The organism is Sorangium sp. So ce426 (assembly GCF_051475585.1).
In the GTDB taxonomy this organism is placed as follows: Bacteria; Myxococcota_A; Polyangia; order Polyangiales; family Polyangiaceae; genus Sorangium; species Sorangium cellulosum_B.
In genome coordinates this window covers 6,175,424-6,197,794 of the sequence record NZ_CP150341.1, presented here as the reverse complement: position 1 = coordinate 6,197,794, position 22,371 = coordinate 6,175,424, and the positions used below count along the sequence as shown (strand labels likewise).

The window sequence follows — 22,371 nt, the reverse complement described above, 5'->3', positions numbered from 1 at the left end:
GCACCCGCTTGGCGTGAGCCGCCGGGCGAGAAACGTGGCTTGTCCCATGATGGCTGGGTATCACGGCCGTGCGCTCGCGGAAGCGCGTGGCAGCTTTGCGGCCGTGGCGCCGTCGACGCGGTGCGCCCGAGGTCCTCCTCGCCCTCATCAGCGCCGCTGGTGCAGCGGCCGCATCATCCCCAGCCGCATGTGCGCTCGAGCGCGGCGCGCAACGCGCCGCACCGACCCATGCGATCCACGCTCTCGGCGAACGATTTCCCGACGTCATAGGCGAGGTGTGTGGGAAATCCGTTGGATGCGAGCTCTCTGTTGTATGCCTTCTTCAGGCACAGCGCTTGGTCGGGCGCGGGCAACTCATCGAGCTCCGCACGTTTTCCCTCCCATGCCGCGATCTCCCCGACGTGGCGGCCCCCGTGCTCGCGGCGGCATATCTCGCTCGCGCGCTGAACGTTCTGGTAGAGCCATGCCTCGATGCTCCGGAACGGGCAGACGAGAAGGAGACGCTCCATCGGCAGCGCGGGCGCAGGCGGCTCGGCGTCGTCCTTGGCTCGCAGCCTGGTCCGAGGAGCGTTCGCGCGACCCCGCTCGGCGACCTGCGGCAGCTGCGTCAGGACCCGTCGATCGAACTTGTCGAGGTTCTCGCTGGTGTTCCGCTCGGCCCACGGCCGATCGCCGTCGAGATGGAAAACGACGAAGGTGTTCGGCGATAAGAGCTTGCGCGCGATGTACCTGAGCAGCCGGACGCGTCGCTCGTGCTCGCGCGGGTTCTTCCCGTCGGTCTTCCAGACGTTGCCGCGCATTGCCTCCTCCTCCTTCGGCTCGCTCGGAAGGAAGTCGACCCGATGGCGCCCGTAACCGGGAACGACGAGCTCCAGCATCCGGCCGACGAGCGCCTCGACGGTCGCGCGACCGTCCTCACCGCTGTCTTCCGTGAGGATCACGATCGCGAGGCGGGCTGCCTCCTGGCTCACCACAGGCCCCGCGACTGCAGGATCTCGCTCACGTGCTCGACGCCGACCTCGTAGGCCGCGAAGAACTCCGCGGCGTCCTCGTCGCTCATGTTCGTCCAGGTCCAGGCCGGTCTGCCGCCGCGCCGCTCGCCGCGACAGAGCACGAAGCTATGGTGGACCTGCTCGGCCGAGGTGATGGGGACGTAGTCGAGCAGGAGCGGGTTCTGGCTCGTCAAGAACGCCTGACGCTCTCCGATGGCGTCGACGCACGCCGTGATCCAGTGGTGATGCAGACCGTTCACGAGCTCGTCGGCGATGACGATGTCGTCGTTGCAGGCGAGGTAATAGAAGAACGTGAGCAGGCGCTTCTGTCCGTAGCTCAGGCGCGCGTGGGTGATGAACTCGCCGCCCTCCCACCAGAACCGGAATACGAAGTTCCCGAGCGTCACGTCCTCGTAAGCTTCACCCCACGGGTGCCGTTCGGTCACGTCCACCTTCAGCTCGGCGGCGTCGAACCCCATAATCCCCTTGATGGTGGCAAGGAACTCCAGCTCAGGGTGCTTGAAGGTGTAGTCAGACCTTGACCGTTCATACAACGGCTCCAGTTGTCGGCGGAGGGCATTCGGTAGGAGAGGGGACTTGATTCTGGAAACCAGCACCCTCTCTTGACGAACGACGACCACGCGGTGAGCATCGCTCGATCCGGTGAGCCACGTGAATAGCTCCAGCGACTCGTCGAAGCGTCTCGCCGAGCTTGCACCAAGAACCGTGTTGTAAATGGGGGTTGGGATGAAGTCAGGATCCTGCATCATGTAGATCCAAAGAAATCCTGGGTTGAGGCATGAAAGCTCCCGACCCGCTCCGATCGGCTGGTCGTCTCCGATCGTAAGTCCACGCTCGCTGTCGTACCGAATGTGGCGGCGAGGTCTAGATGGCGAGTCGTCGAGCGTGACGTCTGCAGCAGATCGCCAATACTCCGACAAGTCGATTATTGCGCGGGGCTTCGCTTCTACTTGTAGAAGGCTCGTCTGATCTTTGTTGCTGATAACGACGGTCGCTGTCGCCTCTCCTGGGATCGTGAGCTCGTACTCGACGGCGAACTCTTCTCTGGCCAAGCTGCTGAAATCCGACCTCACCACCATCGAGATCAGCTCGAGCAGCGTCGTCTTTCCGGTCCCGTTCTGGCCGAGCAGCACGTTGAGCCCGTCCGAGAACCGGAGCTCCGTGCCCGGCGCCACGCCCCGGAACTTCTCGATCCGCAGTCGCCTGAGCTTCAGCATCGCGCGCCGACGTTAGCCCGCCGCGCTGCGCCGTCAACCGCAGCGGCCCGAGCGCAGCGCGGCGCGCTCCCCCGCGTCGCCGAGCGATCGCGCCCGCCTGCGCCGCCGACCCGCGCCCCTCAACGCGCGACGAGGCGCATCGGGGGGCGGCTGTGCTGGATGTGCTCGGTCTCGAGCTCCTCGAGCTCGAACGCCCTGTCCATGTCCATGTCGAGCTCCGCGAGCTCGCGCTGCGTGCTCTCGCCGTTGTCGATATCGTCGAGCTCGCGCATGAACCTGTCGATCTCCACGCACGTCGCCGGCGAATCCACGGGCGTCATCGATTGCTCGTGCATGAGCTGGATGAGCTCCAGGATGGTGGCGAGCTTCTGCGACACGACCTCCAGGCCGTCGCGGGTCTGGCTCCAGCACTCGGCGCGCCGGTACGCGATCGAGAGGCGCCGCTCGGACAGCCCGCGGGTCCGCCCCGCGGACGTGCTCCGGACCGCCTCGAGCGAGCGGATCGTGTCCATGAGCTCGCCGTGGTTGGTCATCGCGAGCGACTCCTGGCCGGCCTTGTGCGCGATCGCGAGGCGGATGTAGCTCATGATGAGGCGGCTCAGGCCGAAGCCCTCGTCGAGCAGGGGCGGGACCGATCCGCCGCGGCGCCGGATGTTCTCGCGGGTGCGATCGATCAAACGATCGAGCCGCGCGAGCTCCTGCTGGTGCCGGATGTCCATCTGCCGGATCAAGGACTCGCGCGCCCTCGACCAGGCCGCCCGATCCACCTCGTCGAGCTGCGCGTCGATGCTGCGCCGGAAGATGCCGCGCCAGGGGATGACGCACAGGATCACGAGCTCCGCCCCGAGCCCGAGCAGCAGGAGCAGCGGGCTCCAGCCGATGAAGCTCAGGAGGAGCGCGCTCCCCACGACGAGCAGGTTGTACGGGTGGACCAGCACCCGCCCCAGGTACGTGCTCGCGGTGCGCTTCCGCAGCGGTGCGACCTGGACGCCGAACGCTGCCAGCATGGCCCTCGACTCGGCCATGCTGGCGCCAAGCACATCCTCCAATCGGCAAAGCTCTCGATCGCACGTCGTCATGGAGCCCCCCTCCTCACCTGGTCCTCTGGTCCTCGTGCCACCTCACCCCGTTCACCACCCCCCGCGGCCGAACCGCGACCGACGGCCGGCGGTCCGGCGCGCCTGCGCGCGCCCCCGCGCCGATCCGTCACCGCGCTGTGAACGCAGGTCACGCCCGCCGAGCCCGCGCCGGCAGCCTCCTGCCCGCGGAGCCCGCCTTGGAGGACCGAGCGCCCACCGCGCTCATCGGCCGTCCAGGCGGTATCACCATGAAAACTCAAGCTTTCATGGCGGCGCTGCAGCATCGCCGGCTCCACGAAGTCCATGCTTTCCCTGCTGTTCGCGTCCCGAAGGCCTCATGAAGGACCGCGGTGCGTCGCCCGAGCGCAGCGCCGCGGTCGATCCGGGAGCGAGCAGAGCGGGCTCCGTGCCAAGCGCTCCGGCACCGCGCGGCGCACGATCGGCGAGGGGACGCGCTCAGGCAGGGAGCGGAGGGGCTGCGTCCAGCACGTGGACGCCGGGGGCGCCGAGCGACATCGGCACGCGCTCGAGGCCGGCTTCACGCGCCGCGGCAAGCCATGCCGTCGAGGGCGGCGCGCCGCCGACGAAGAGGGAGACGTCGCCTCCGCCCGCGCCGCTCGGCGTGATCGCCGCGCCCTCGGCGGCCGCGGCGGAGCGGAGGCGCCTGAGCGCGGGGGTGACGATCGGCGCGCCCGAACGGTCGCCGAGCTCGGCGAGCGCGTCGACCTGCCGATCCAGCGCGGCCACGAGCGCGCGGGCGTCCGCGGCCTCGATCGCGGCGCGCGCCCCCTCGGCGGCCGCGCCGAGCAGCGCGCGGTGCACCTCCGGCTCGCGGGCCGCGAGCGCGCGCACGCGCTCGAGCATGGCGCTCGTGCGCGCCGAGGCGTCGCTGGCGAAGACCTCGATGACGAGGCCGCCCGGCAGGGCGTGCGGCGCCACGTCGAGCTCGCCGCCCGGCCCAAGCCGGCAGCAGAGCACGCCGCCGTAGACGCTCGCCGCGACGTCCACGCCGCTGCCTCCGCCCTGCGCGCGCCGGTGCGCCGCGAGCGCGTCGAGGAAGAGCGCGCGGGGGTCCCACGCGGGCGCGCGCCGGTCCTCGGTGGACGCGCGCGCCGCCCGCGCCTCCGAGGCCGCCGCGGCGCGCGCGGCGAGCGTCGCGACGAGGATGGCGGCGCTCGATCCGAGGCCGAGCTTGCGGCTCGCCTCGCGGGGCGGCGCGCCCGGCGAGGCCAGCGGCGGCTCCGGCGCCGCCGAGCGGAGCGCGGACGCGTCGAACCACGCCGCCGCGTCGAGCGCGCCGGCGTCGATCGCGGCCTGGACCTCCTCGGTGACGAGCGCGGCGGGCCGCGCCGGGTCGGCGAGGACGTACCGATCGACGGCGGCGACCAGCGCCGGCGCGCCCTCGAGCACGGCGTAGGCGCCCGAGAGGACCAGCTTGCCAGGCGCCCGGACGATCACGCGCCCCCGGACGAGGGCGCGAGGCGGGCTCCGCCGCCGGGGATCGCCGTGATGGTGCGGAGGACGCCAGGGACGGCGAGCAGCGCCGCGCCCACGGCGGCCTGCGCCTCGGGCGTCGTGAAGACCTTCACGTGCGGGCCGGCGTCGATGGTGAAGAACGCCGGCGTCCCCTGGGCGCGGAGCCTCCGCACCGCGGCGATCACCTCGACGGTGGCGCCGGTCCAGTAGAGCAGGCCCGGCGAGGCGGCGATGCTCGAGGCGTGCATGCACAGGGCGCTCGCCTCGGCCGCGGCGCCGAGCGCGGCGAGGTCGCGCGCGAGGACCGCGGCGCGGACCGCGTCGAAGAGCGACGGCGCCGCGTCCACCCACGCGGGGAAGTACGGGCTCGTCATCGCGGTGTGCCGCATGCCGTCGCTCGAGCCCACGTCCTTCGGGCCCTCGCGCGTCACCGCGATCACGACCGCGAGCGGCCAGTGGTCCTCGGGCGCGAGCGGCGTCGCGGCGAGCGTATCGTCCCCGGGGCGGCCGGCGCGGAGCTCGACGAAGCCGCCGAACGCGGAGCGCGCGGCCGAGACCGAGGTCTTCCTCGCGAGATCGCTCACCAGCGCAGGCGCGGTGGGCAGGCCCGCGGCGGCGCTCGCGGCGAGCGCGAGCGCGGCGAACGCCGACGCGCTCGAGGCGAGGCCCGCCGCGGTGGGGAAGTCGTTCCGGCTGACCACGCGGGCGCGCTCGCGCCGCCCCGAGGCGGCGCGGACCCGGTCGAGGAGCCCGGCGACCCGGCGCGTCGCCTCCGCGTCCGGCGGCAAGGCCGCGCCGCCGAGGTGGAGCTCGTCGCGGTCGAGCGACGCGTCGAAGGCGACCTCGGTCGTCGTCTCCATCCCGGCGAGCGTCACCGAGAGGCTCGGGACGGCGGGCAGGTTGTGGCCATCGGCCCGCTTGCCCCAGTACTTCGCGAGGGCGATGTTCGGATGGGCGATCGCGGTCGCCCGGCTCACGACGCTCATGCTTGCTCCTGTGGCTCCGTCCTCGTCATGCCCGCTTTTACCCGGGTGACGAAGCCGCTGTAGCCCGCGTCGCGCCACGCGGCGAGCACGCGGTCGGCGGCGCTGTTCGACGCCGCCGCCCCGCCGTCGCCCGGCGGAGGCGGCGGGAGCAGCGCGATGACCGAGCCGCCGCCGCCGGCGCCGGTGAGCTTGGCGCCGAGCGCGCCGGCCTCGCGCGCGAGCTTGCACAGGGCCTCGATCGCCTCGGTCGAGACGAACATGCCGGCGAGGAGCATCTGGTTCAGGTCCATCAGCCGGCCGAGCGCGACAGCGTCGCCCGCCTCGATCGCGAGGGCGGCGTTCTCGACGAGCGCCGTGATGCCCGCGATGGACGTCGCGGCCAGCGTGGGCTTGCGCTCGAAGAGCCTCGCCACGAGCTCGACCATGCTGCGCGTGGACGACGACACCCCGGTCGAGCCCACGCAGAGCCACAGGTCGTCGCGCGGGGAGACGGAGGTGGCGCCGTGCGCCCGGGTGAAGCGGAAGCAGCCGCCGCGGGCCGCGGCCGCCGTGTCGATGCCCGACGGGTTGCCGTGGAACACGCGCTCCCAGGCGGCGGCGGCGTCGGTCACGGCGGCGGCGTCGGCCGCTGTGTGCGCGGCGGCCGCGCCTTCGGACGCGGTCCACGCGGCGGCCGCGGGCGCGCGCGCGAGCGCGGCCACCGACCGGGCGATCGCGACCCCGAGCGCCGCCGAGCTGCCCAGGCCGCCGCCGGGCGGCAGATCGCTCTCGGCCTCGACGCGCACCGGGCCGACGTCGGGCAGCGCCCGGAGGAGCGCCGCGAACGCCCGCGCGACGTCCTCCTCGGCCGGCGCCGCGCGGAGCTCGCGCCCGCCGAGGAGGAGGGCGCTCGCGCCGGAGCAGCGGGCTGCCCGCGCGCGGGCGCCGCGCTCGATGCCGGCGGCGAGCGCGGGCGCCCCGTACACGACGGCGTGCTCGCCGAGCAGGATGACCTTGCCGGACGCCTCGCCGAGCGCCTCGGTCATGCGCCGGTCCACCGGAGCGCGCTCGCGGCCCCGCACAGGATCTGCCGGGCCGGCGCGCTCACGGGCAGCGAGCGCGCGAGGACCTCGGCCTCGCCGCACAGGGCGGAGAGCCGCTCCTCGACCGCGCGCCGCGCGCCGCACGCCTCGAGCGCGAGCGTCGCGGCCGCCACGGCGTCGCCGCTCGCTTCCTTGCGGCCGAGCGCGCGCTCGACGGCGCTCCGGCCGGCGGCGTCGAGGCGGCCCTCGGCCGCGGCCAGCACGGCGGTGCGCTTGCCGGCGCGCAGATCGTTGCCGACCGGCTTGCCTGTCGCGGCGGCGCTCCCGAAGGTGCCGAGGAGGTCGTCGCGCAGCTGGAAGGCGACGCCCACGGGCGCCGCGAACCGCTCGAGCGCCGCCACGGTCTCGGCCGGCGCGCCGGCCAGCGTGGCGCCGAGCGCGAGCGGGCCGCGCACCGTGTAGCTGCCGGTCTTGAGCGCGTGCATCTGCTCGACGTCCTCGGCCCGGCCGACGACGTCGAGGTGCTGCCCGAGCACGACGTCCTCGTGCATCTTGCAGAACAGCACGACGGCCGCGAGCGTCGTCGCCGGCGGCGCGTCCGCGCCCGCGAGCGTGCTCAGCGCGAAGCTCCAGGTGAGGTCGCCAGCGAGGATCGCGGACGAGGCCCCGAGGTGCGGATCGCCGAGCGTCTCGGTCAGCGCGACGTGGACGGTGCGGTCTCCGCGCCGGACGGTGTCGCCGTCGATCCAGTCGTCCTGGATGAGCAGGTACGTCTGGAGCAGCTCGAGCGCGACGCCGGCGTCGATCGCGGGGCCGAGCGGCGCGTCCGGCGCGACGCCCTGGTAGGCGGCGACGAGCAGCCCCGCGCGGAACCGCTTGCCGCCGCGCAGGGTGAGGCTCCGCGCCTCGGAGACCATGGCCTCGACCTCGCGGCCGTAGCGCTGCACGGAGGCCGCCTTGTCGCGCCAGCGCTGATCGAGCGCGGCGTCGACGCGGGGGCGGATCGAGGAGAGAAAGTCGAGGAACAGGCGCGCGCCGGGATCCGCTGTCCCTTCGAGCGTCCGATCGCCGGCGCCGGGCGCGCTCTCTCCGTCCTTCGTGTGCGCTGTCATGGAATGCGCGGCAGCCTAGGAGCCGGACGCGAGGCGGTCAATCTCGGCCGAGAGCGCGGGGAGTCGCGCCGCGGAGCGGCGCGGCCGAGGTGGCTTGGGTCGTGCAATGCGTGGTGCTCGCGTCGCGGGCCGCGAGCGCCGCGCGGAGGCTCCCTGCGAGATCGCTCGTGCGGAGTTGCGCGCCGAGCCTCGCCGTGGCCGCAGGGAAAGGGGGATTTTGATGAAGAGATCACCGGATGGGGTGCTGGGCGTCTTTCTCCTCGTGACCCTCGGCGTCGCCGGGTGCGGTGGCCGCGACGCCCGCGAGGATCTCCCGGAGAGCGCCGATCGCGGCGTGGTCCGCGCGGGGTCGCCTGCCGCGGCGTCGCCTGCCGCGGCGTCGCCTGCCGCGGGGTCGCCTGGCAGGGAGGCGCGATCCCTGCCCGCATACCGCGTGATCGGCGGCGGCGCCGACGTCGCGCGGGCGTCGGCGCTCGCCGGCGCGCTCGGGCTCGCGGAGGATCCCGCGCGGGGGGGCGCCGCCGCGCTCGTGGCCGACGGCGCGATCCGCTACCTCGACGGCGCGCGATTCCAGCGCTTGCCCACGAGGAAGGCCGACGCGCCGCCCGCGCCCGGGTTCCGCGACGAGCGCGGCTTCGAGACGTCGGCGGGCGATGACGCCCTGGATTTCGAGGCGCTCGCGGCGCTGCGCGTCCTGCCGGAGCCGGACGCGGCGGTGCGGGCGTGGGCCGCGCTGGACGCCGCGGGCCTGCCGGCCGGGAGCGACATCGCCGTCGGCCACGCGCTGCTCGAGGCGGTCGACGCGGAGGGGCGTTATGTGGCGCGGGCCGAGCTCGACACGCAGGTGAGCTTTCGCGACGAGCTCGAGGGGATCCGGCTGATCGGCCCCGGGGCCAAGGTCCGGGTGACGTTCGACGGCGAGGGCGCCGTGACGCACCTGATCTACGCGCGGCGCGAGCTCGCGCGAGGGGAGGACGTCGCGATCGTCCCCGCCTCCGAGGCCCCCGCGCTGTGCGCCGGCGCGCTGGGCGTCGGCGCGGTGATCGCGGCCGAGCCGGAGCTCGTCTATTACGCGCCGCCGCTCTCCCGCGACGTACGGCGGATCCTGCCCCATTATGTGTGCAGCGCACGGCGGACGGTCGGCGGGGAGGTGGTGGACGTCCGCAGGCGGATCGTGCCGGCCGTCATAGACGCTCCGAGGGCCGAGATCTCGGTGCGTGTGGACGGCGCGACCGCGGTCGCGGAGGCGAGCGTCACCGGAGGTACTGCTCCCTACACGTACAGGTGGGTATCGTCGGCGCGCTCGCTCGACGCGGTCGGCGAAGGGCGCGACGGGCGCGAAGGGCGCGAAGGCGGCGCGCGGGTGATGGTGTCTGGCGTCTCTGGCCTTCGCGGGGAGACGGAGACGCTCTCGCTCTATGTCACGGACGCCGACGGTCTGGTCGCGACGGCGGCGCAGCGGCTCTCGTTCGTCCGCGCGTCGGCGGGGCTCGGCGCGGCGCGCCCGCCGCTCCCGCCGCCGGTCGACGACGGCCGCGCGGTGGTCGGCGCCGAGTGGGTCGGGCTCTGCGGCGGCCTGGATCACTCGGCGGCGAACGTCGACGGGCTGCTGAAGAGCTTCCGGGAGGGGGGCATCGACTCTCGTTTCAACTGGGGCGATCAGCGCGCGTGGGAGGTCGATTTCAAGGATCCGGCGCTGGGCGGCCAGGACGCGTCGTTCGCGGATTCGGTGGATCTCACGTTCTACACGGGGCACGCGAACGGCGTCGGGTTCATGTTCTGCAGCGCGATGAACGACAGGGTCCTCCATTTCAGCGACGCCCGCTGGGGCAACGCCAACCTGGAGTGGATGGTGGTGGCCGCCTGCGGCCCGCTCCAGGACGACGGCGGCGCGTGGCGTTACCGGTGGGCGGGCGCGTTCGATGGGCTGCACCTCTTGCTCGGCTATGCGACGGAGTCGTTCGACGACACGACCGAAGGATCGATGTTCGCGCGCTACCTGCTCGACGACGCGAGCCCGGCGCCGGTGCGGCAGGCGTGGGTGACGACGGCGATCGAGGTCCAGCCGGACGACGAGGTGATCTACGCGGTGATGGGGGCGTACGGGCAGGGGTGGACGGTGCCCAACTACGATGACCATTTCTGGGGGAAGGGGCCGGTCGGGCCGGATCTGGCGGGGGCCGCGAGGATCGGGTTCTGGCGGATCTCCGGGCCGACCTAGCACACTTGCGGGAGGTTGGTCGCGCAAAGAGAGGAACCGCCAAGGACGCCAAATTCAGGGGGAAAGGACCACGCGCCTGACGCCCGTACGGAGGACGGCCACGTTGAAGGTGATCACGAGGCCAAGCCGAAGTCTCGTTGCTTTGAGATATGTCAGCAACTGTGCGAGGTGGACCGGGGAGATGCACTCGGTGGCCTTGAGCTCGACGACGAGCCGACCATCCACCACGAGATCCATACGAGCCTGCCCCAGCAGATTCCCCTTGTACTCCACGTCGACGCATATTTGCCGGGCGAACGGGATGTGGCGCAAGGATAGCTCGACGCAGAGTGCTTCCTCGTAGATAGCTTCGAGGAAACCAGGGCCGAGCGTTCGGTGCACTTCGAGCGCGGCGCTGACGACGCCCTGGGCGAGGCGATCCAACTCCGCGTCGGGCTCGCACCTCGCGCCTTCCTTGACGTCTTTGGTGTATTGGCGGTTCATCTCGCATCTATCGACACGGTCCCGCCCTCGGTTGCGTCCTCCGCCGCAAAAAAGCGTTTGGTGCTTTGGATAGCATGGGATGCCTTGACGGCGACGCGGAAGGCACGGAGCGAGCCACGCGATGAGGGCGTGCGCGATGGCGAGGCGGAGAGTGGCGAAGTGGCACTCAGCTCTCGGCACGGAGCTCGTAGCCAGGTAGTGAGGTACCTTGGTTGAAGGTGGGGCTTTTAAAATCGCCAAGGCGCCATAGGACGCCATAAGACGCCAAGAGGCGCCATAAGACGCCAATTTTCATTATTTCTTGGCGTCTCATGGCGCCTCTTGGCGTCTTATGGCGTCCTCGCGGTGCCATCATTCCGGCAGGCTAAGAGCTCCCCTCAGTACCCGAGCCACTTCGCGTCGAGCTCGATCGAGCAGTGATCGACGAACCGAAACCCGACCCCGCCCCCGTCCGCGGCCCCGATCGTGTACACCGACTCGTTCGCCTGCGGCCGATGGTCTGTCGCGCTGAACGAGATCGGCCCCGCCGTCATCCCGTCGAGCACCACGTTCTGGAAGCCCTCGAGCGCGGCCTTCAGGTCCTCTCCGGTCGGGTGCGTGCGGCCAGCGTCGACGGCCCGCTCGACGGCCTTGCGCCACATGAGCGCCGCGGCGTGGCCCTGGACGTAGGGCTGGTCCTGGTACAGCTCCAGCGGGTGGCCGTCCTTCTCCCGGTAGGTCCTGTGGATCCGCAGCATCTCCGCCATCCCGCTCGAGTGCTGGGTGTCGCCATAAACGGGCACCGGGAACAGCCCATAGAAGATCCCCGCGCAGTCGGCGCCGCAGATCGCCAGGGTCCTCTCGCCGATGCCCCAGTTGTTCGCCATCACGCGCAGCTGCCAGCGGCTCTTCTCCGGCCCCGGGAACGCCTGCTGGATGAGCTTCTGCGCCGCGGCCGCGCCCTTCCCGACGAAGGACGAGGAGAGCACGCTGTTGCCGGCCCAGAACCAGCTCGCCGGCACATACGACGGGTCCGCCCGCTTCTTCTCGATCTCCCGCTTCACATAGCCGATCACCGCGTCGACGATGCGCCCCTCGTCCTCGAGGGACGACGTCTGCGGGACGATCAGATCCTCGCCGAGCAGCATCCCGGGCAGCTCCTCCACGTACGCTTTGCCCGCGGCGAGCGGATCGACGCAGTAAAGACACTTGTCTATCGTGTCGTGCACCATCGCGATGCGCCCGGGCGCGATCTTCCAGGCGGCCTTGATGCCGATGCGGATCGCTGTCGAGTAGTCCGTGGCCGGAAAGAAGATGTAGGGATATCCAGGGCTCGTCTTGTGCTCTGTCGCGGAGGCGCTCTGGCCCAGGGCGTTGAACTCGGCGTGGGACACGTCCGCCGAGATCGGCACCGGCGTGGCGAGCGAGCCGGCGTAGGAGCCGGGAATGATGAGCTTCTTCTCCTCCGTGAGCCTCGGGGCCACGCGGGTCGTCGGCCCGGTGCCGAACACGAACAGCGTGGAGACCTCGCTCCACCCGGGCTGCCGCCGCCACGACTCGATGACCTCCTCCGTCCTGGCGGGGTCGTACTGCGCGTCCTTCATGTCGACGTCGATGGGACAGCCCCGGAGCCCTCCCTGACTGTCGTTGAGGTGGCGCAGGTAGTCGTAGACCCCGTGGTTGTACGGCGGCGCGATGTCGGTGGCCGTCCCCGTGTCGTCCGTCGTGATCCGGACGCGGAGCACCCCGGTGCAGCGAGCGCCGGCGTCCGGCTCGACGAGCACGGCCGCGGCGGAGCCGGCCGCCGGCGCCTGCCCACCAGGGCGGCGCGTCGAGAACGCCGCCGCCGCGACAAGCACGGCCGCGCCGAGCGCCCCGATCCAGTAGCTGCGCTGCTGAGGCCCGGCGGCCGTGCGGAGGTTCGACCTCAGGCTCGTCGAGTCCGAGGCGGAGCGCCCGGGGCCCGGCGTCCCGGAGGCCCTCTGCCCGAGCTCGTCGTCGAGGGTGATCACGGGCTGGATGCGCCTTCCTTCCGCGCCCTCGAAATGGCTCACGCGAGAGGGGCGGGGCTCGACGGGCACGCTCGGGCGGTCCGCGCCCTGCGCGCTCTGCTCGAGGTACGCCTTGACCTGCCGCTGCATGCTCGCCCGGCGCTCCGCGAACACCCCCAGCATGCTCGCGCCGATCTCGTCGGACCCGACGTCCTCGCCCGCCGCGCGCAGGTGGTCCTCGAGCGCCGCGCGCATCTCCTGCGCGGTCGCGAACCGCTTCGCCGGATCGCGGTCGAGCGCGCGCGCCACGATGGCGTCGAGGGCCGCGGGGACGTCCGGCCGGAGGAGCGAGGGCCGCGGGATCTCGTCCACGGCCGCCAGCTTCCAGAGCGCGCTCACGGCGTCGCCCTCGAAGAGCCGCTCCCGCGTGAGGAGCTCCCAGAGCACGATCCCCGCGACGAAGATGTCGGCCCGCCGATCGGTCGACCCGCTGCCGACGGCCTGCTCCGGCGCCATGTACGAGGTCTTGCCCTTCAGCTTCCCGGTCTCGGTGAGGTCGGCGTTGATGGACGCCTTGGCGATGCCGAAATCGAGCAGCTTCACCGCGCCGTCGTACGTGACGAAGATGTTGTGCGGGGAGACGTCGCGGTGGACGATGCCGAGCGGCGCGCCGTCGTAATCGCGGAGCTCGTGCGCGTAGTGGAGGCCGCTCAGGAGGTCGGCCACGATCCTCACCAAGACGCCGCGCGTGAAGCCCGCCGCGCCAGGCTCCCCCTCGGCCACCGCCCGCATGACCGCGCTGAGCGGCTGGCCCTCCAGGTACTCCATCACGGTGAAGTAGCCGGCGTCGTCGTGATCGACCTCGTAGGTCTGGACGATGTTGGGGTGGTTGAGGCGGGCGGACAGCTTCGCCTCGTCCAAGAACATGGCGACGACCCTCTCGCCGTCCCGGCCCGCTCCGCCCACGCCGCGGTGGCGCTTGACAACGACGAGCTTGTTGAACGACCCCGGCCCGCGCGCGATCGCCAGGAACACGTCGCCCATCCCGCCCCGGCCGAGCCTCGCGATCAGCCGGTACTTGCCCATGATCGCCGCCTGGGTCGGCTCCGCGTCCGAGGTGTCTTGACCCGTGCCCACCATGTTACCGGCCGTCCTCAGGGGCGCGCGATGCTCCGAGCGGATTGGGTAGTTGAGCAAAGCCGGTTATCCTTGTCAACGCCCCTCGCGGGCTGGACCACGGCAGGCCGCCGGCGTCGTCCGCGTGTCCTCGCGTGTCCTCGCGTGTCCTCGCGTGTCCTCGCGTTTCCTCGCGTGTCTTCACCCGTGTCACCTGTGTCTTCACCCGCGTCCGGCCCGACGTATCCGCCCGAGATAGGTGCTGAGGAGGATGCTGTTCCTCTTGGAGAAGGGGCGTCTTGGAGAAGGGGCGTCGCGCCCGGGCGGCGTTCGCGCGGGAGCCGCTGTACGTCGCGTGGCCATGGTGAGCACCGGCGCGTAGCCACCGGGGGCATCGGCGGGCGGCGCGGCTGGCCGCGAGGCAGCCCTCGGGGCCAACCTCGGGACGGATCTCGGGCGGGTTTCGGGCGGATCGACGACCCAGCGCGCGGCGCAGGGCTCGCCCCCCGGGCGCACCTGGTGCATGCAGCCCTGCTGTAGCGATCGGACTCAGAAAGAATCAGGGCAGCCTTCCGGCCGCATTTCGGCCAGAATTGGCGTCGAGGGCGGGCAGGGCCTGCGCTTTGCAGAGCGCGTTCGACCCAGAGAGCCAGGAGGGTACGCAAGTGTCCGTAGCAGCCAGCCAGAACAGCCAGAGCTCGTTCCACTCGGAGCCGCCGCCGCCGGTGTCGATCCCCGGCCTGCGGGCGAAGATCGCGAACGAGAAGCTCAGGCAATGGATCGCCGAGGTCGTCGCGTTGTGCCAGCCGGACAGCGTGCACGTGTGCGACGGCTCGAAGGAGGAGTACGACGCGCTGTGCGACCAGATGGTCAAGGCGGGCACGCTCATCCGCCTGAACCCGGAGAAGCGCCCGGACAGCTACCTCGCGCGCTCGGACCCGAGCGACGTCGCGCGGGTCGAAGACCGCACGTTCATCTGTAGCCGGCGAAAGCAGGACGCCGGCCCCACGAACAACTGGGCCGAGCCGCAGGAGATGAAGGCCACGCTGCGCCGGCTCTTCGCCGGGTCGATGCGGGGCCGCACGCTCTACGTCATCCCGTTCAGCATGGGCCCGATCGGCTCGCCTTATTCGCACATCGGCGTGGAGCTCAGCGACTCGCCGTACGTCGCCGCGAGCATGCGCATCATGACGCGCATGGGGCGCAAGGTGCTCGAGGCGCTCGGAGACGGCGATTTCGTCCCCTGCCTGCATTCGGTCGGCATGCCCCTCGCCCCGGGGCAGGCCGACGTGCCGTGGCCGTGCAACGCGGAGCACAAGTACATCGTCCACTTCCCGGGAGAGCGGCTGATCTGGTCGTACGGGAGCGGCTATGGCGGCAATGCGCTGCTCGGCAAGAAGTGCTTCGCGCTGCGCATCGCCTCGGTCCTCGGCAGGGAGCAGGGGTGGCTCGCGGAGCACATGCTGATCCTCGGGGTCGAGTCGCCGAAGGGAGAGAAGACGTACGTGGCCGCGGCCTTCCCGAGCGCGTGTGGCAAGACGAACTTCGCCATGCTCATCCCGCCGAAGGCGTTCGCGGGCTGGAAGATCACGACCGTCGGCGACGACATCGCCTGGATGAAGCCCGGGCGGGACGGGCAGCTCTATGGGATCAACCCCGAGGCGGGCTATTTCGGCGTGGCCCCGGGGACGTCGGTCAAGTCGAACGCGAACGCGATGGCGACCATCCGGAAGGGGACGATCTTCACCAACGTGGGGCTCACGCCCGACGGCGACGTCTGGTGGGAAGGAATGACCGACGAGCCGCCGCCGGAGCTCATCGACTGGCAGGGGAAGCCCTGGACCCCGGACTGCGGCCGCAAGGCGGCGCACCCGAACGCGCGCTTCACGACGCCTGCGTCGCAGTGTCCCTCGATCGATCCGCGCTGGGACGACCCGAACGGGGTGCCCATCAGCGCGATCGTCTTCGGCGGGCGGCGCGCGACGACGGTTCCCCTCGTGGTCCAGTCGTTCAACTGGAGCTTCGGCGTCTACACGGCCGCGACGATCGGCTCGGAGATGACGGCGGCGGCCGCCGGCAACATCGGCCAGGTGCGCCGCGACCCGATGGCGATGCTGCCCTTCTGCGGCTACCACATGGGCGATTACTTCAACCACTGGCTGCAGATGGGGCGCCAGATCGTCAATCCGCCCCGCATCTTCTCGGTGAACTGGTTCCGCAAGGACGACCAGGGCAACTTCCTGTGGCCGGGCTTCGGGGAGAACATGCGCGTCCTCAAGTGGATCGTCGACCGCGTGCACGGCCGCGGCTTCGCGGAGGAGAGCCCGCTCGGCTGGATGCCGCGCTACGAAGACATCGAGTGGCGGGGCATGGACCGCTTCTCGAAGGAGCAGTTCTACCAGCTGATGGCGGTCGACCGCGAGGCGTGGAAGGTCGAGTTCGGCTCGCACGGGGAGCTCTTCGAGCGGCTCTACGACCGGCTGCCCAAGGAGATCCTGCTGATGCGCGAGCTGCTCCTGTCGCAGCTCTGGCGCTCGCCGGAGCGGTGGGAGCTCGCGCCCGAGCGCTACCTCGAGGAGCACGAAGACGACGACGTCGACGAGCCCGGCGCGTAGAGGCCTGCCCGGGTGAGGGCGCCCGCGCGGCCATGGCGCGGGCGCTCCCCCGCGTCGGCGCCGAACGAACGCGAGGCTGACGGCCGCTCACCCACCGAGAGGTGCGCCCTGGAAATGACCGGCCTCCCTCGTGGTAGTCTATCGATGGAGGGGGCGCGGGGTGGCACGACCGTCGGAGACGGTGACCGGGAACGCGGCGCCCGGCGGGCGCCACGCGCTCACGCCGCCGGTAAGGGTGGATCGTCTCGGCGAGGCGCGCGGCCTCGACAGCGCCCGGGTCGACGGCTGCCCCCATGTCCTGCCGGACAGCCAGACTCTGACGCTTCGTGGCGCGTCTTCCGCATGGGGCTCCCCATGGACGTGAGCGCTCCCTCGTACCTTGTCACCGAGACCCTGCACGAGGGCCAGCGGGGCAGCCTGCTGCGCGCGGTCCGGAGCGCGGACGGCCTCCCGGTGGTCCTGAAGGTCCTCGACCCGAGGCGCAGCCGCCCGCAGGACGTCGACCGCTTGAAGCACGAGTACGCGATCGGCAAGCTGCTGGGCCACGAGGCCGTCGTGGCGCCGCTCGCCCTCGAGACGCACGACGGGCTGCCGGCGCTCGTCCTGGAGGACTTCGGCGGCGAGCCGCTCGACCACCTCATCGGCGCGCCCATGAATCCTGCGCGGTTCCTCGAGCTCGCGGTCCGCATCGCGGCCTGCGTGGCGGCGATCCACGAGCGGGACATCCTGCACAAGGATCTCAAGCCGCAGAACATCCTCGTCAACACGGCCACCGGCCAGGTGAAGCTCGCCGACCTCGGCCTCGCGTCGCGCTTCTCCGGCGAGCAGCCGCCGGCAGGGCCTCCGCGGCTCATCGAGGGTTCATTGCCGTACCTGGCTCCTGAGCAGACGGGGCGAATGAACCGGGGGATCGACAGCCGCGCCGACCTCTATGCGCTCGGCGTGACGTTCTACGAGATGCTCACCGGGCGCCTGCCGTTCGAGGCGCAGGATCCGCTGGAGTGGGTGCATTGCCACGTCGCGCGCCTCCCGCCGGCGCCCTCGGCGCTGGTGCCCGAGCTGCCCGAGGTGCTCTCGGCGCTCGTCCTGAAGCTCCTGGCCAAGATGGCGGAGGATCGCTACCAGACCGCCCGCGGCCTCCAGCACGACCTCGAGCGGTGCCTCTCCCAGGTCCGGGCCACCGGCCGGATCGAGCCGTTTCCCCTGGCCGAGCGCGACGTCTCAGGCCGCTTCCAGATCCCTCGGAAGCTCTACGGCCGCGAGGGCGACGTGGCCGCGCTGCTCTGCGCGTTCGACCGCGTGGTGGCCACGGGCTCTCCCGAGCTCGTGTTGATCTCCGGCTATTCGGGCATCGGCAAGTCGTCGCTGGTGCACGAGCTCTACAGGCCGATCGTCCGGGAGCGCGCCCTGTTCCTCTCGGGGAAGTTCGACCAGTACAAGCGCGACATCCCTTATTCCACGCTGGTCCAGGCGTTCCGTGAGCTCGTGCTCGAGATCCTCGTCGAGAGCGAGGACCGGATCGCGGCCTTCCGGCAGCGGCTGCTCGGAGCGCTCGGGAGCAACGGGCAGCTCATCGTGGACGTGATCCCCCACGTCGAGCTCATCATCGGCCGGCAGCCGCCTGTCCCCGAGCTCCCGCCGATCGAGGCGCAGAGCCGGTTTCGCGTCGTGTTCCGGCGCTTCATCGGGCTGTTCGCCCGGAAAGAGCACCCCCTCGCGCTCTTCGTCGACGATCTCCAGTGGGCCGACTCGGCGAGCCTGGGCCTGCTCTGTGAGCTGGTGACGCACCCGGAGACGCGCCATCTCCTCGTCATCGGTGCATACCGCGCCAACGAGGTGACCCCCACGCACTCGCTCCTGTTGGCGCTCGACCAGGCGCGCAAGGAAGGCGCGCGCGTCTCGGACATCGTGCTCGGCCCGCTCTCCCGAGAGCACCTCGGCGCGCTCGTCAGCGGCGCGCTTCACTGCAGCCGCGAGGCCGCCGCGCCGCTCTCCGACCTCGTCCACGAGAAGACGGCCGGCAACCCCTTCTTCGCCATCCAGTTTCTCATCGCGCTTCACGAGGAGCGCCTGATCGAGTTCGACGTCCACGCGGAGGCCTGGCGGTGGGACGTCACGAAGATCCGCGAGAAGGGCTTCACCGACAACGTGGTCGACCTGATGGTCGGCAAGCTCGCGCGGCTCCCTCCGAGCACCCAGCGCGCGCTGAAGCAGCTCGCCTGCCTGGGAAACAGCGCGGAAGTCGCCCTCCTGGCGATGGTCCAGGGCGGCTTGGAGGAGGACATGCACGCGGATCTCCGGGACGCAGCGCACGAGGGGCTCGTCTTCCGCCTGGACGGTGCGTACAAGTTCCTTCACGACCGGGTCCAGGAGGCGGCCTATTCGCTCATCCCAGAAGGCGAGCGCGCGGCGGCGCACCTCGAGATAGGCAGGCTGCTCGCGTCGCGGGCGGCGCCGGAGGAGCTGGAGGAGAGGATCTTCGAGATCGTCAACCAGCTCGACCGAGGGGCCGCGCTGATCTCATCGCGCGAGGAGCGCGAGCGGGCGGCCGAGCTCAACCTCATCGCGGGCAAGCGCGCGAAGGCATCGACGGCCTATGCGTCGGCGCTGAAGTATCTCGCCGCGGGCGCGGCGTTCCTGGAACTGGAAGACGACAGCTGGGAGCGGCGGTACGAGCTCGCCTTTGCGCTCGGGTTCCACCGGGCCGGATGCGAGTTTGTGACCGGCGAGCTCGGGGCGGCGGACGAGCGGCTCTCCGAGCTCGCGGGCCGCGCCAGGAGCTTTGCCGACCTCGCCGCCGTCACGTGCGCCCGCGTGGAGCTCTACACGATGCTGGATCGAAGCGAGCGCGCCGTCGAGATCTGCCTCGAGTCGTTGCGGCGCGTCGGCGTCGCGTGGTCGCCGCACCCGACCGACGAGGAGGTCCGGCAGGAGTACGAGCGGATGTGGCGAACGCTAGGGAGCCGCCCGATCGAGGCGCTCGTCGACTTGCCACCGATGACGGATCCGGATTGCCGCACGCTCATCGACGTCCTCATGTCGGGCGAGCCGCCGGCGTCGCTCACCGACGAGAACTTGTTCTGCCTCATGGTCGGCCGCATCGCGAACCTCAGCCTCGCGCATGGCCACAGCGACGGAGCCTGCATGGCCTACGTCTGGGTCGGGACGGCCCTTGGCGCGTATTTCGGCGACTACCGCGCGGGCTACCGCTTCGGCGAGCTCGGCCTGGAGCTGGCCGAGAAGCGCGGGCCGCTCCGCTTCAAGGCCCGCGTCGACCTGGTCTTCTGGTTCATGATCAACCCCTGGAGCAGGGACATGCGCACCAGCGTCGATCCGCTGCGGCGGACCTTCCTCGCGGCGCAGGAGACCGGCGATCTCGCCTATGCGTCCTATGCCCTCAACGGCTCGATCGCGCTCCTGCTCACCGGGGGAGCGCCGCTCGACGAGGTGAATCGAGAGGCCGAGAGCTCGCTCGAGTTCGCGCGGAAGGCGAAGTTCGGTCTCATCGTCGATCTCATCACCGCACAGCTGCTGTTCATCCGGGCGCTCCGAGGCTCGACGCCGGCTCTCCCCTCCGACGATGACGATCTCGACGAGGGGCAATTCGAGCGGCACCTCGATCGCGATCGACGCCTCTCGGCGGCCACGTGCTGGTACTGGATCGGCAAGCTACAAGCGCGCCTCTTTGCGGGCGACCACGCCTCTGCCGTCGATGCCGCCGCGAGAGCGCAGCGGCTCCTCTGGACGTCGCGGTCGTTCCTCGTGGTCGCCGAGTGCCACTTCTATGGTGCGCTCGCGCGGGCGGGTCGCCATGACGCTGCGCCCGCCGATGAGCGGCCCCCGCTCCTCAGCGCGCTCGCCGCCCACCGCGAGCAACTCGAGGTCTGGGCCGACAACTGCCCCGAGAACTTCCGCGCCCGCGCCGCGCTGGTCGGCGCCGAGATCGCGCGCATCGGCGGCGAATGGGACGAGGCGGCGCAGCTGTACGAGCAGGCGATCCGCGCCGCGCGCGAGAGCGGCTTTGTCCACGTCGAGGCGCTGGCGTACGAGGTGGCGTCGAGGTTCTACCGGACACGAGGGTTCGATCTGATCGCGGACACGTATCTCCGCGAGGCCCGCGCCTGTTACGCTCGCTGGGGCGCGGACGGGAAGGTCAGGCAGATCGACCAGCAGAACCCGCGGCTCTCGGACCGGAGGCCGCTCGCGCCGAGCGCGTCGTTCGCGGCGCGCTCCGACGAGCTCGAGCTGCTCTCGGTGATCAAGGCGTCGCAGACCATCTCGAGCGAGATCGTCCTCGACCAGCTCCTGCGGACGCTGCTCACGGTCGTCCTCGAGCAGGGGGGCGCGCAGAGGGCTTGCCTGTTCCTGTGCCAGGACGAGCGCGTCACCATGGAGGCCGAGGCGACCCTCGAAGGGAAAGGCGCGGCGACGATCCTCCTCGCGCCCTCGCTGGACGACGCGTCGTGGCAGCGCGTCCCCGGCTCGCTCGTTCATTATGTCCAGCGGACGAAGGAGCGCGTCATCCTGCACGACGCGGCCGCGGACGCGGGCAAGTTCTCCGGAGACGACTACTTCACGCGGTATCGGTGCCGATCGGTCCTGTGCGTGCCCATCCTGAGGCAGGCCGGGGTCGCGGGTCTGCTCTACCTCGAGAACAACCTCCTTGCCGGCGCCTTCACGTCGGACCGGCTCACCTCGCTCTCGCTCCTCGCTTCGCAGGCGGCGATCTCGCTGGAGAACGCGCGGCTCCTCTCCCAGGAGCGGGCCGCGCGGACCTCGGCCGAGTCGGCGGAGCGGCGCGCGGCCTTCCTGGCCGAGGCGGGGGAGATCCTCGCCGCGTCTCTCGATTACGGAGAGACGGTGTCGCGCCTCGCGCGGCTGTCGGTGCTGACGCTCTGCGACTGGTGCCTCATCGACATCGTGGAAGGTGGAGGGATCCGGCGGCTGTCCTGGGCGCACAAGGACCCCGCGAAGGAGCCGTTGATGGAGGAGCTGGAGCGGCGGTATCCCTCTCGCTGGGAATCGCGCCGCCTGGCGTTCCGGGTCCTCCGGACCGGCGAGCCGCTCCTGCTCTCCGAGATCCGCGACGAGGTCATCCGGCAGTACTGCGAGGACGACGATCACGAGAGGCTCATCCGCGAGCTCGGGACGCGCAGCGTCATCGTCGTGCCGCTCGTGGCGCGCGGGCAGCCGATCGGGGTGCTGACCGTCGTCTCGTCCGCGCCAGGGCGCCGCTACGGGGACGCCGACCTGGAGCTCGTCCAGGAGGTGGCGCGCCTGGCCGCGATAGCGATCGACAATTCGCGGCTCTACAGCGCTGCGAACGAGGCGGTGCGGATGCGCGACGAGTTCCTGACGGTCGCGACGCACGAGCTCAACACGCCGATGACATCGCTCCTGCTCACGCTCGAGGCCATGGATCGGGGGGTCCGCTCGGATCGGCCCTGGGATCGGCAGGCCGTGGGACGGCAGGTCGACCGCGCGCTGCGGCAGGCGGCGCGCCTGACCCGCCTGAACAGCGAGCTGCTGGACGTCTCGCGGATCAACGCGGCTCGGTTGAGGCTCGATGTGGCGGAGGTCGACCTCGGGGAGGTCGTCCGCGACGTGCTCGCGCGGTTCAAGCTGGATCTGGCGCGCGCGGGGTGTGCGGTCTCGCTGCGGGAAAGCGGCCGGGTCGTGGGCCTCTGGGATCGCTCCCGCGTGGACCAGATCGTCTCGAACCTGCTCGCCAACGCGATCAAGTTCGGGGCGGGCAAGCCCCTCGAGATCTCCGTCGGTGAGGAGGCGGGGACGGCGCGGCTCTCGGTGCGGGATCATGGAATCGGGATCGACCCGGCGCGCCAGGGGCAGATCTTCGAGCGGTTCGAGCGCGCGGTGTCGGACAGGCACTACGGCGGGCTGGGGCTCGGCCTGTACATCAGCCGCAGGATCGCGGAGGCGCACGGCGGCTCGATCGGCGTCGAGAGCGCGCTCGGCGCCGGGGCGACGTTCGTCGTCGAGCTGCCGCGGGCCGGGCCGCCGCGCGAGGCCGAGCCGCGCGCCCAGCCGGGCTGAGCGGCGC

General features: G+C 71.2%; 12 protein-coding genes. 3 read left to right on the top strand and 9 right to left on the bottom strand.

Annotation, left to right across the window (positions count from 1 at the left end; genetic code table 11):
* Positions 1–173: 173 nt before the first annotated feature.
* From WMF44_RS22970 to WMF44_RS22940, 7 genes are all read right to left on the bottom strand, one after another.
* Complete coding sequence (locus tag WMF44_RS22970) at positions 174–971, bottom strand: hypothetical protein (RefSeq protein WP_437301250.1); 798 nt, start codon at positions 969–971, stop codon at positions 174–176.
* Positions 968–2,230, bottom strand: a complete 1,263-nt coding sequence (locus WMF44_RS22965) for an AAA family ATPase (RefSeq protein WP_437301249.1) — start codon at positions 2,228–2,230, stop codon at positions 968–970. Before WMF44_RS22965 ends, WMF44_RS22970 begins: the two co-directional genes overlap by 4 nt.
* Positions 2,231–2,349: 119 nt before the next feature.
* Positions 2,350–3,237 (bottom strand): hypothetical protein, encoded by an 888-nt coding sequence (locus WMF44_RS22960; RefSeq protein ID WP_437301248.1) that lies wholly within the window; start codon positions 3,235–3,237, stop codon positions 2,350–2,352.
* 528 nt (positions 3,238–3,765) lie between these two features.
* Positions 3,766–4,767 (bottom strand): hypothetical protein, encoded by a 1,002-nt coding sequence (locus tag WMF44_RS22955; protein WP_437301247.1) that lies wholly within the window; start codon positions 4,765–4,767, stop codon positions 3,766–3,768.
* Positions 4,764–5,771, bottom strand: coding sequence for a diphosphomevalonate decarboxylase (gene mvaD, locus WMF44_RS22950; protein WP_437301246.1), 1,008 nt, complete (start codon positions 5,769–5,771; stop codon positions 4,764–4,766). Before mvaD ends, WMF44_RS22955 begins: the two co-directional genes overlap by 4 nt.
* A complete protein-coding gene (mvk, locus tag WMF44_RS22945; protein WP_437301245.1) occupies positions 5,768–6,796 on the bottom strand; it encodes a mevalonate kinase in 1,029 nt (342 codons plus the stop codon). Before mvk ends, mvaD begins: the two co-directional genes overlap by 4 nt.
* On the bottom strand, positions 6,793–7,905 hold the full coding sequence (locus WMF44_RS22940; protein ID WP_437301244.1) for a polyprenyl synthetase family protein: 1,113 nt from the start codon (positions 7,903–7,905) through the stop codon (positions 6,793–6,795). The genes mvk and WMF44_RS22940 overlap by 4 nt, the downstream gene beginning before the upstream one ends.
* A gap of 220 nt (positions 7,906–8,125) precedes the next feature.
* Here WMF44_RS22940 and WMF44_RS22935 point away from each other — a divergent pair, with 220 nt between their 5' ends.
* Positions 8,126–10,126, top strand: a complete 2,001-nt coding sequence (locus WMF44_RS22935; protein ID WP_437301243.1) for a DUF6345 domain-containing protein — start codon at positions 8,126–8,128, stop codon at positions 10,124–10,126.
* Positions 10,127–10,180: 54 nt separating this feature from the next.
* Here WMF44_RS22935 and WMF44_RS22930 read toward each other — a convergent pair whose 3' ends face one another.
* Together WMF44_RS22930 and WMF44_RS22925 are read right to left on the bottom strand one after the other, a co-directional pair.
* Entirely contained in the window at positions 10,181–10,609 is a 429-nt protein-coding gene (locus tag WMF44_RS22930) for a GxxExxY protein (protein WP_437301242.1), read from the bottom strand.
* A gap of 377 nt (positions 10,610–10,986) precedes the next feature.
* On the bottom strand, positions 10,987–13,719 hold the full coding sequence (locus tag WMF44_RS22925) for a protein kinase domain-containing protein (RefSeq protein ID WP_437301241.1): 2,733 nt from the start codon (positions 13,717–13,719) through the stop codon (positions 10,987–10,989).
* 701 nt (positions 13,720–14,420) lie between these two features.
* Here WMF44_RS22925 and WMF44_RS22920 point away from each other — a divergent pair.
* Complete coding sequence (locus tag WMF44_RS22920; RefSeq protein ID WP_437301594.1) at positions 14,421–16,310, top strand: phosphoenolpyruvate carboxykinase (GTP); 1,890 nt, start codon at positions 14,421–14,423, stop codon at positions 16,308–16,310.
* A gap of 354 nt (positions 16,311–16,664) precedes the next feature.
* Positions 16,665–22,364 (top strand): sensor histidine kinase, encoded by a 5,700-nt coding sequence (locus WMF44_RS22915; protein ID WP_437301240.1) that lies wholly within the window; start codon positions 16,665–16,667, stop codon positions 22,362–22,364.
* Positions 22,365–22,371 lie beyond the last annotated feature (7 nt).

Bases quoted from the DNA above. Each gene is read 5' to 3' on its own strand.
- WMF44_RS22965 (WP_437301249.1), bottom strand. From the start codon at position 2,230: ATGCTGAAGCTCAGGCGACTGCGGATCGAGAAGTTCCGGGGCGTGGCG.
- WMF44_RS22960 (WP_437301248.1), bottom strand. From the start codon at position 3,237: ATGCTGGCAGCGTTCGGCGTCCAGGTCGCACCGCTGCGGAAGCGCACC.
- mvaD (WP_437301246.1), bottom strand. From the start codon at position 5,771: ATGAGCGTCGTGAGCCGGGCGACCGCGATCGCCCATCCGAACATCGCC.
- mvk (WP_437301245.1), bottom strand. From the start codon at position 6,796: ATGACCGAGGCGCTCGGCGAGGCGTCCGGCAAGGTCATCCTGCTCGGC.
- WMF44_RS22940 (WP_437301244.1), bottom strand. From the start codon at position 7,905: ATGACAGCGCACACGAAGGACGGAGAGAGCGCGCCCGGCGCCGGCGAT.
- WMF44_RS22935 (WP_437301243.1), top strand. From the start codon at position 8,126: ATGAAGAGATCACCGGATGGGGTGCTGGGCGTCTTTCTCCTCGTGACC.
- WMF44_RS22930 (WP_437301242.1), bottom strand. From the start codon at position 10,609: ATGAACCGCCAATACACCAAAGACGTCAAGGAAGGCGCGAGGTGCGAG.
- WMF44_RS22925 (WP_437301241.1), bottom strand. From the start codon at position 13,719: ATGGTGGGCACGGGTCAAGACACCTCGGACGCGGAGCCGACCCAGGCG.
- WMF44_RS22915 (WP_437301240.1), top strand. From the start codon at position 16,665: ATGGACGTGAGCGCTCCCTCGTACCTTGTCACCGAGACCCTGCACGAG.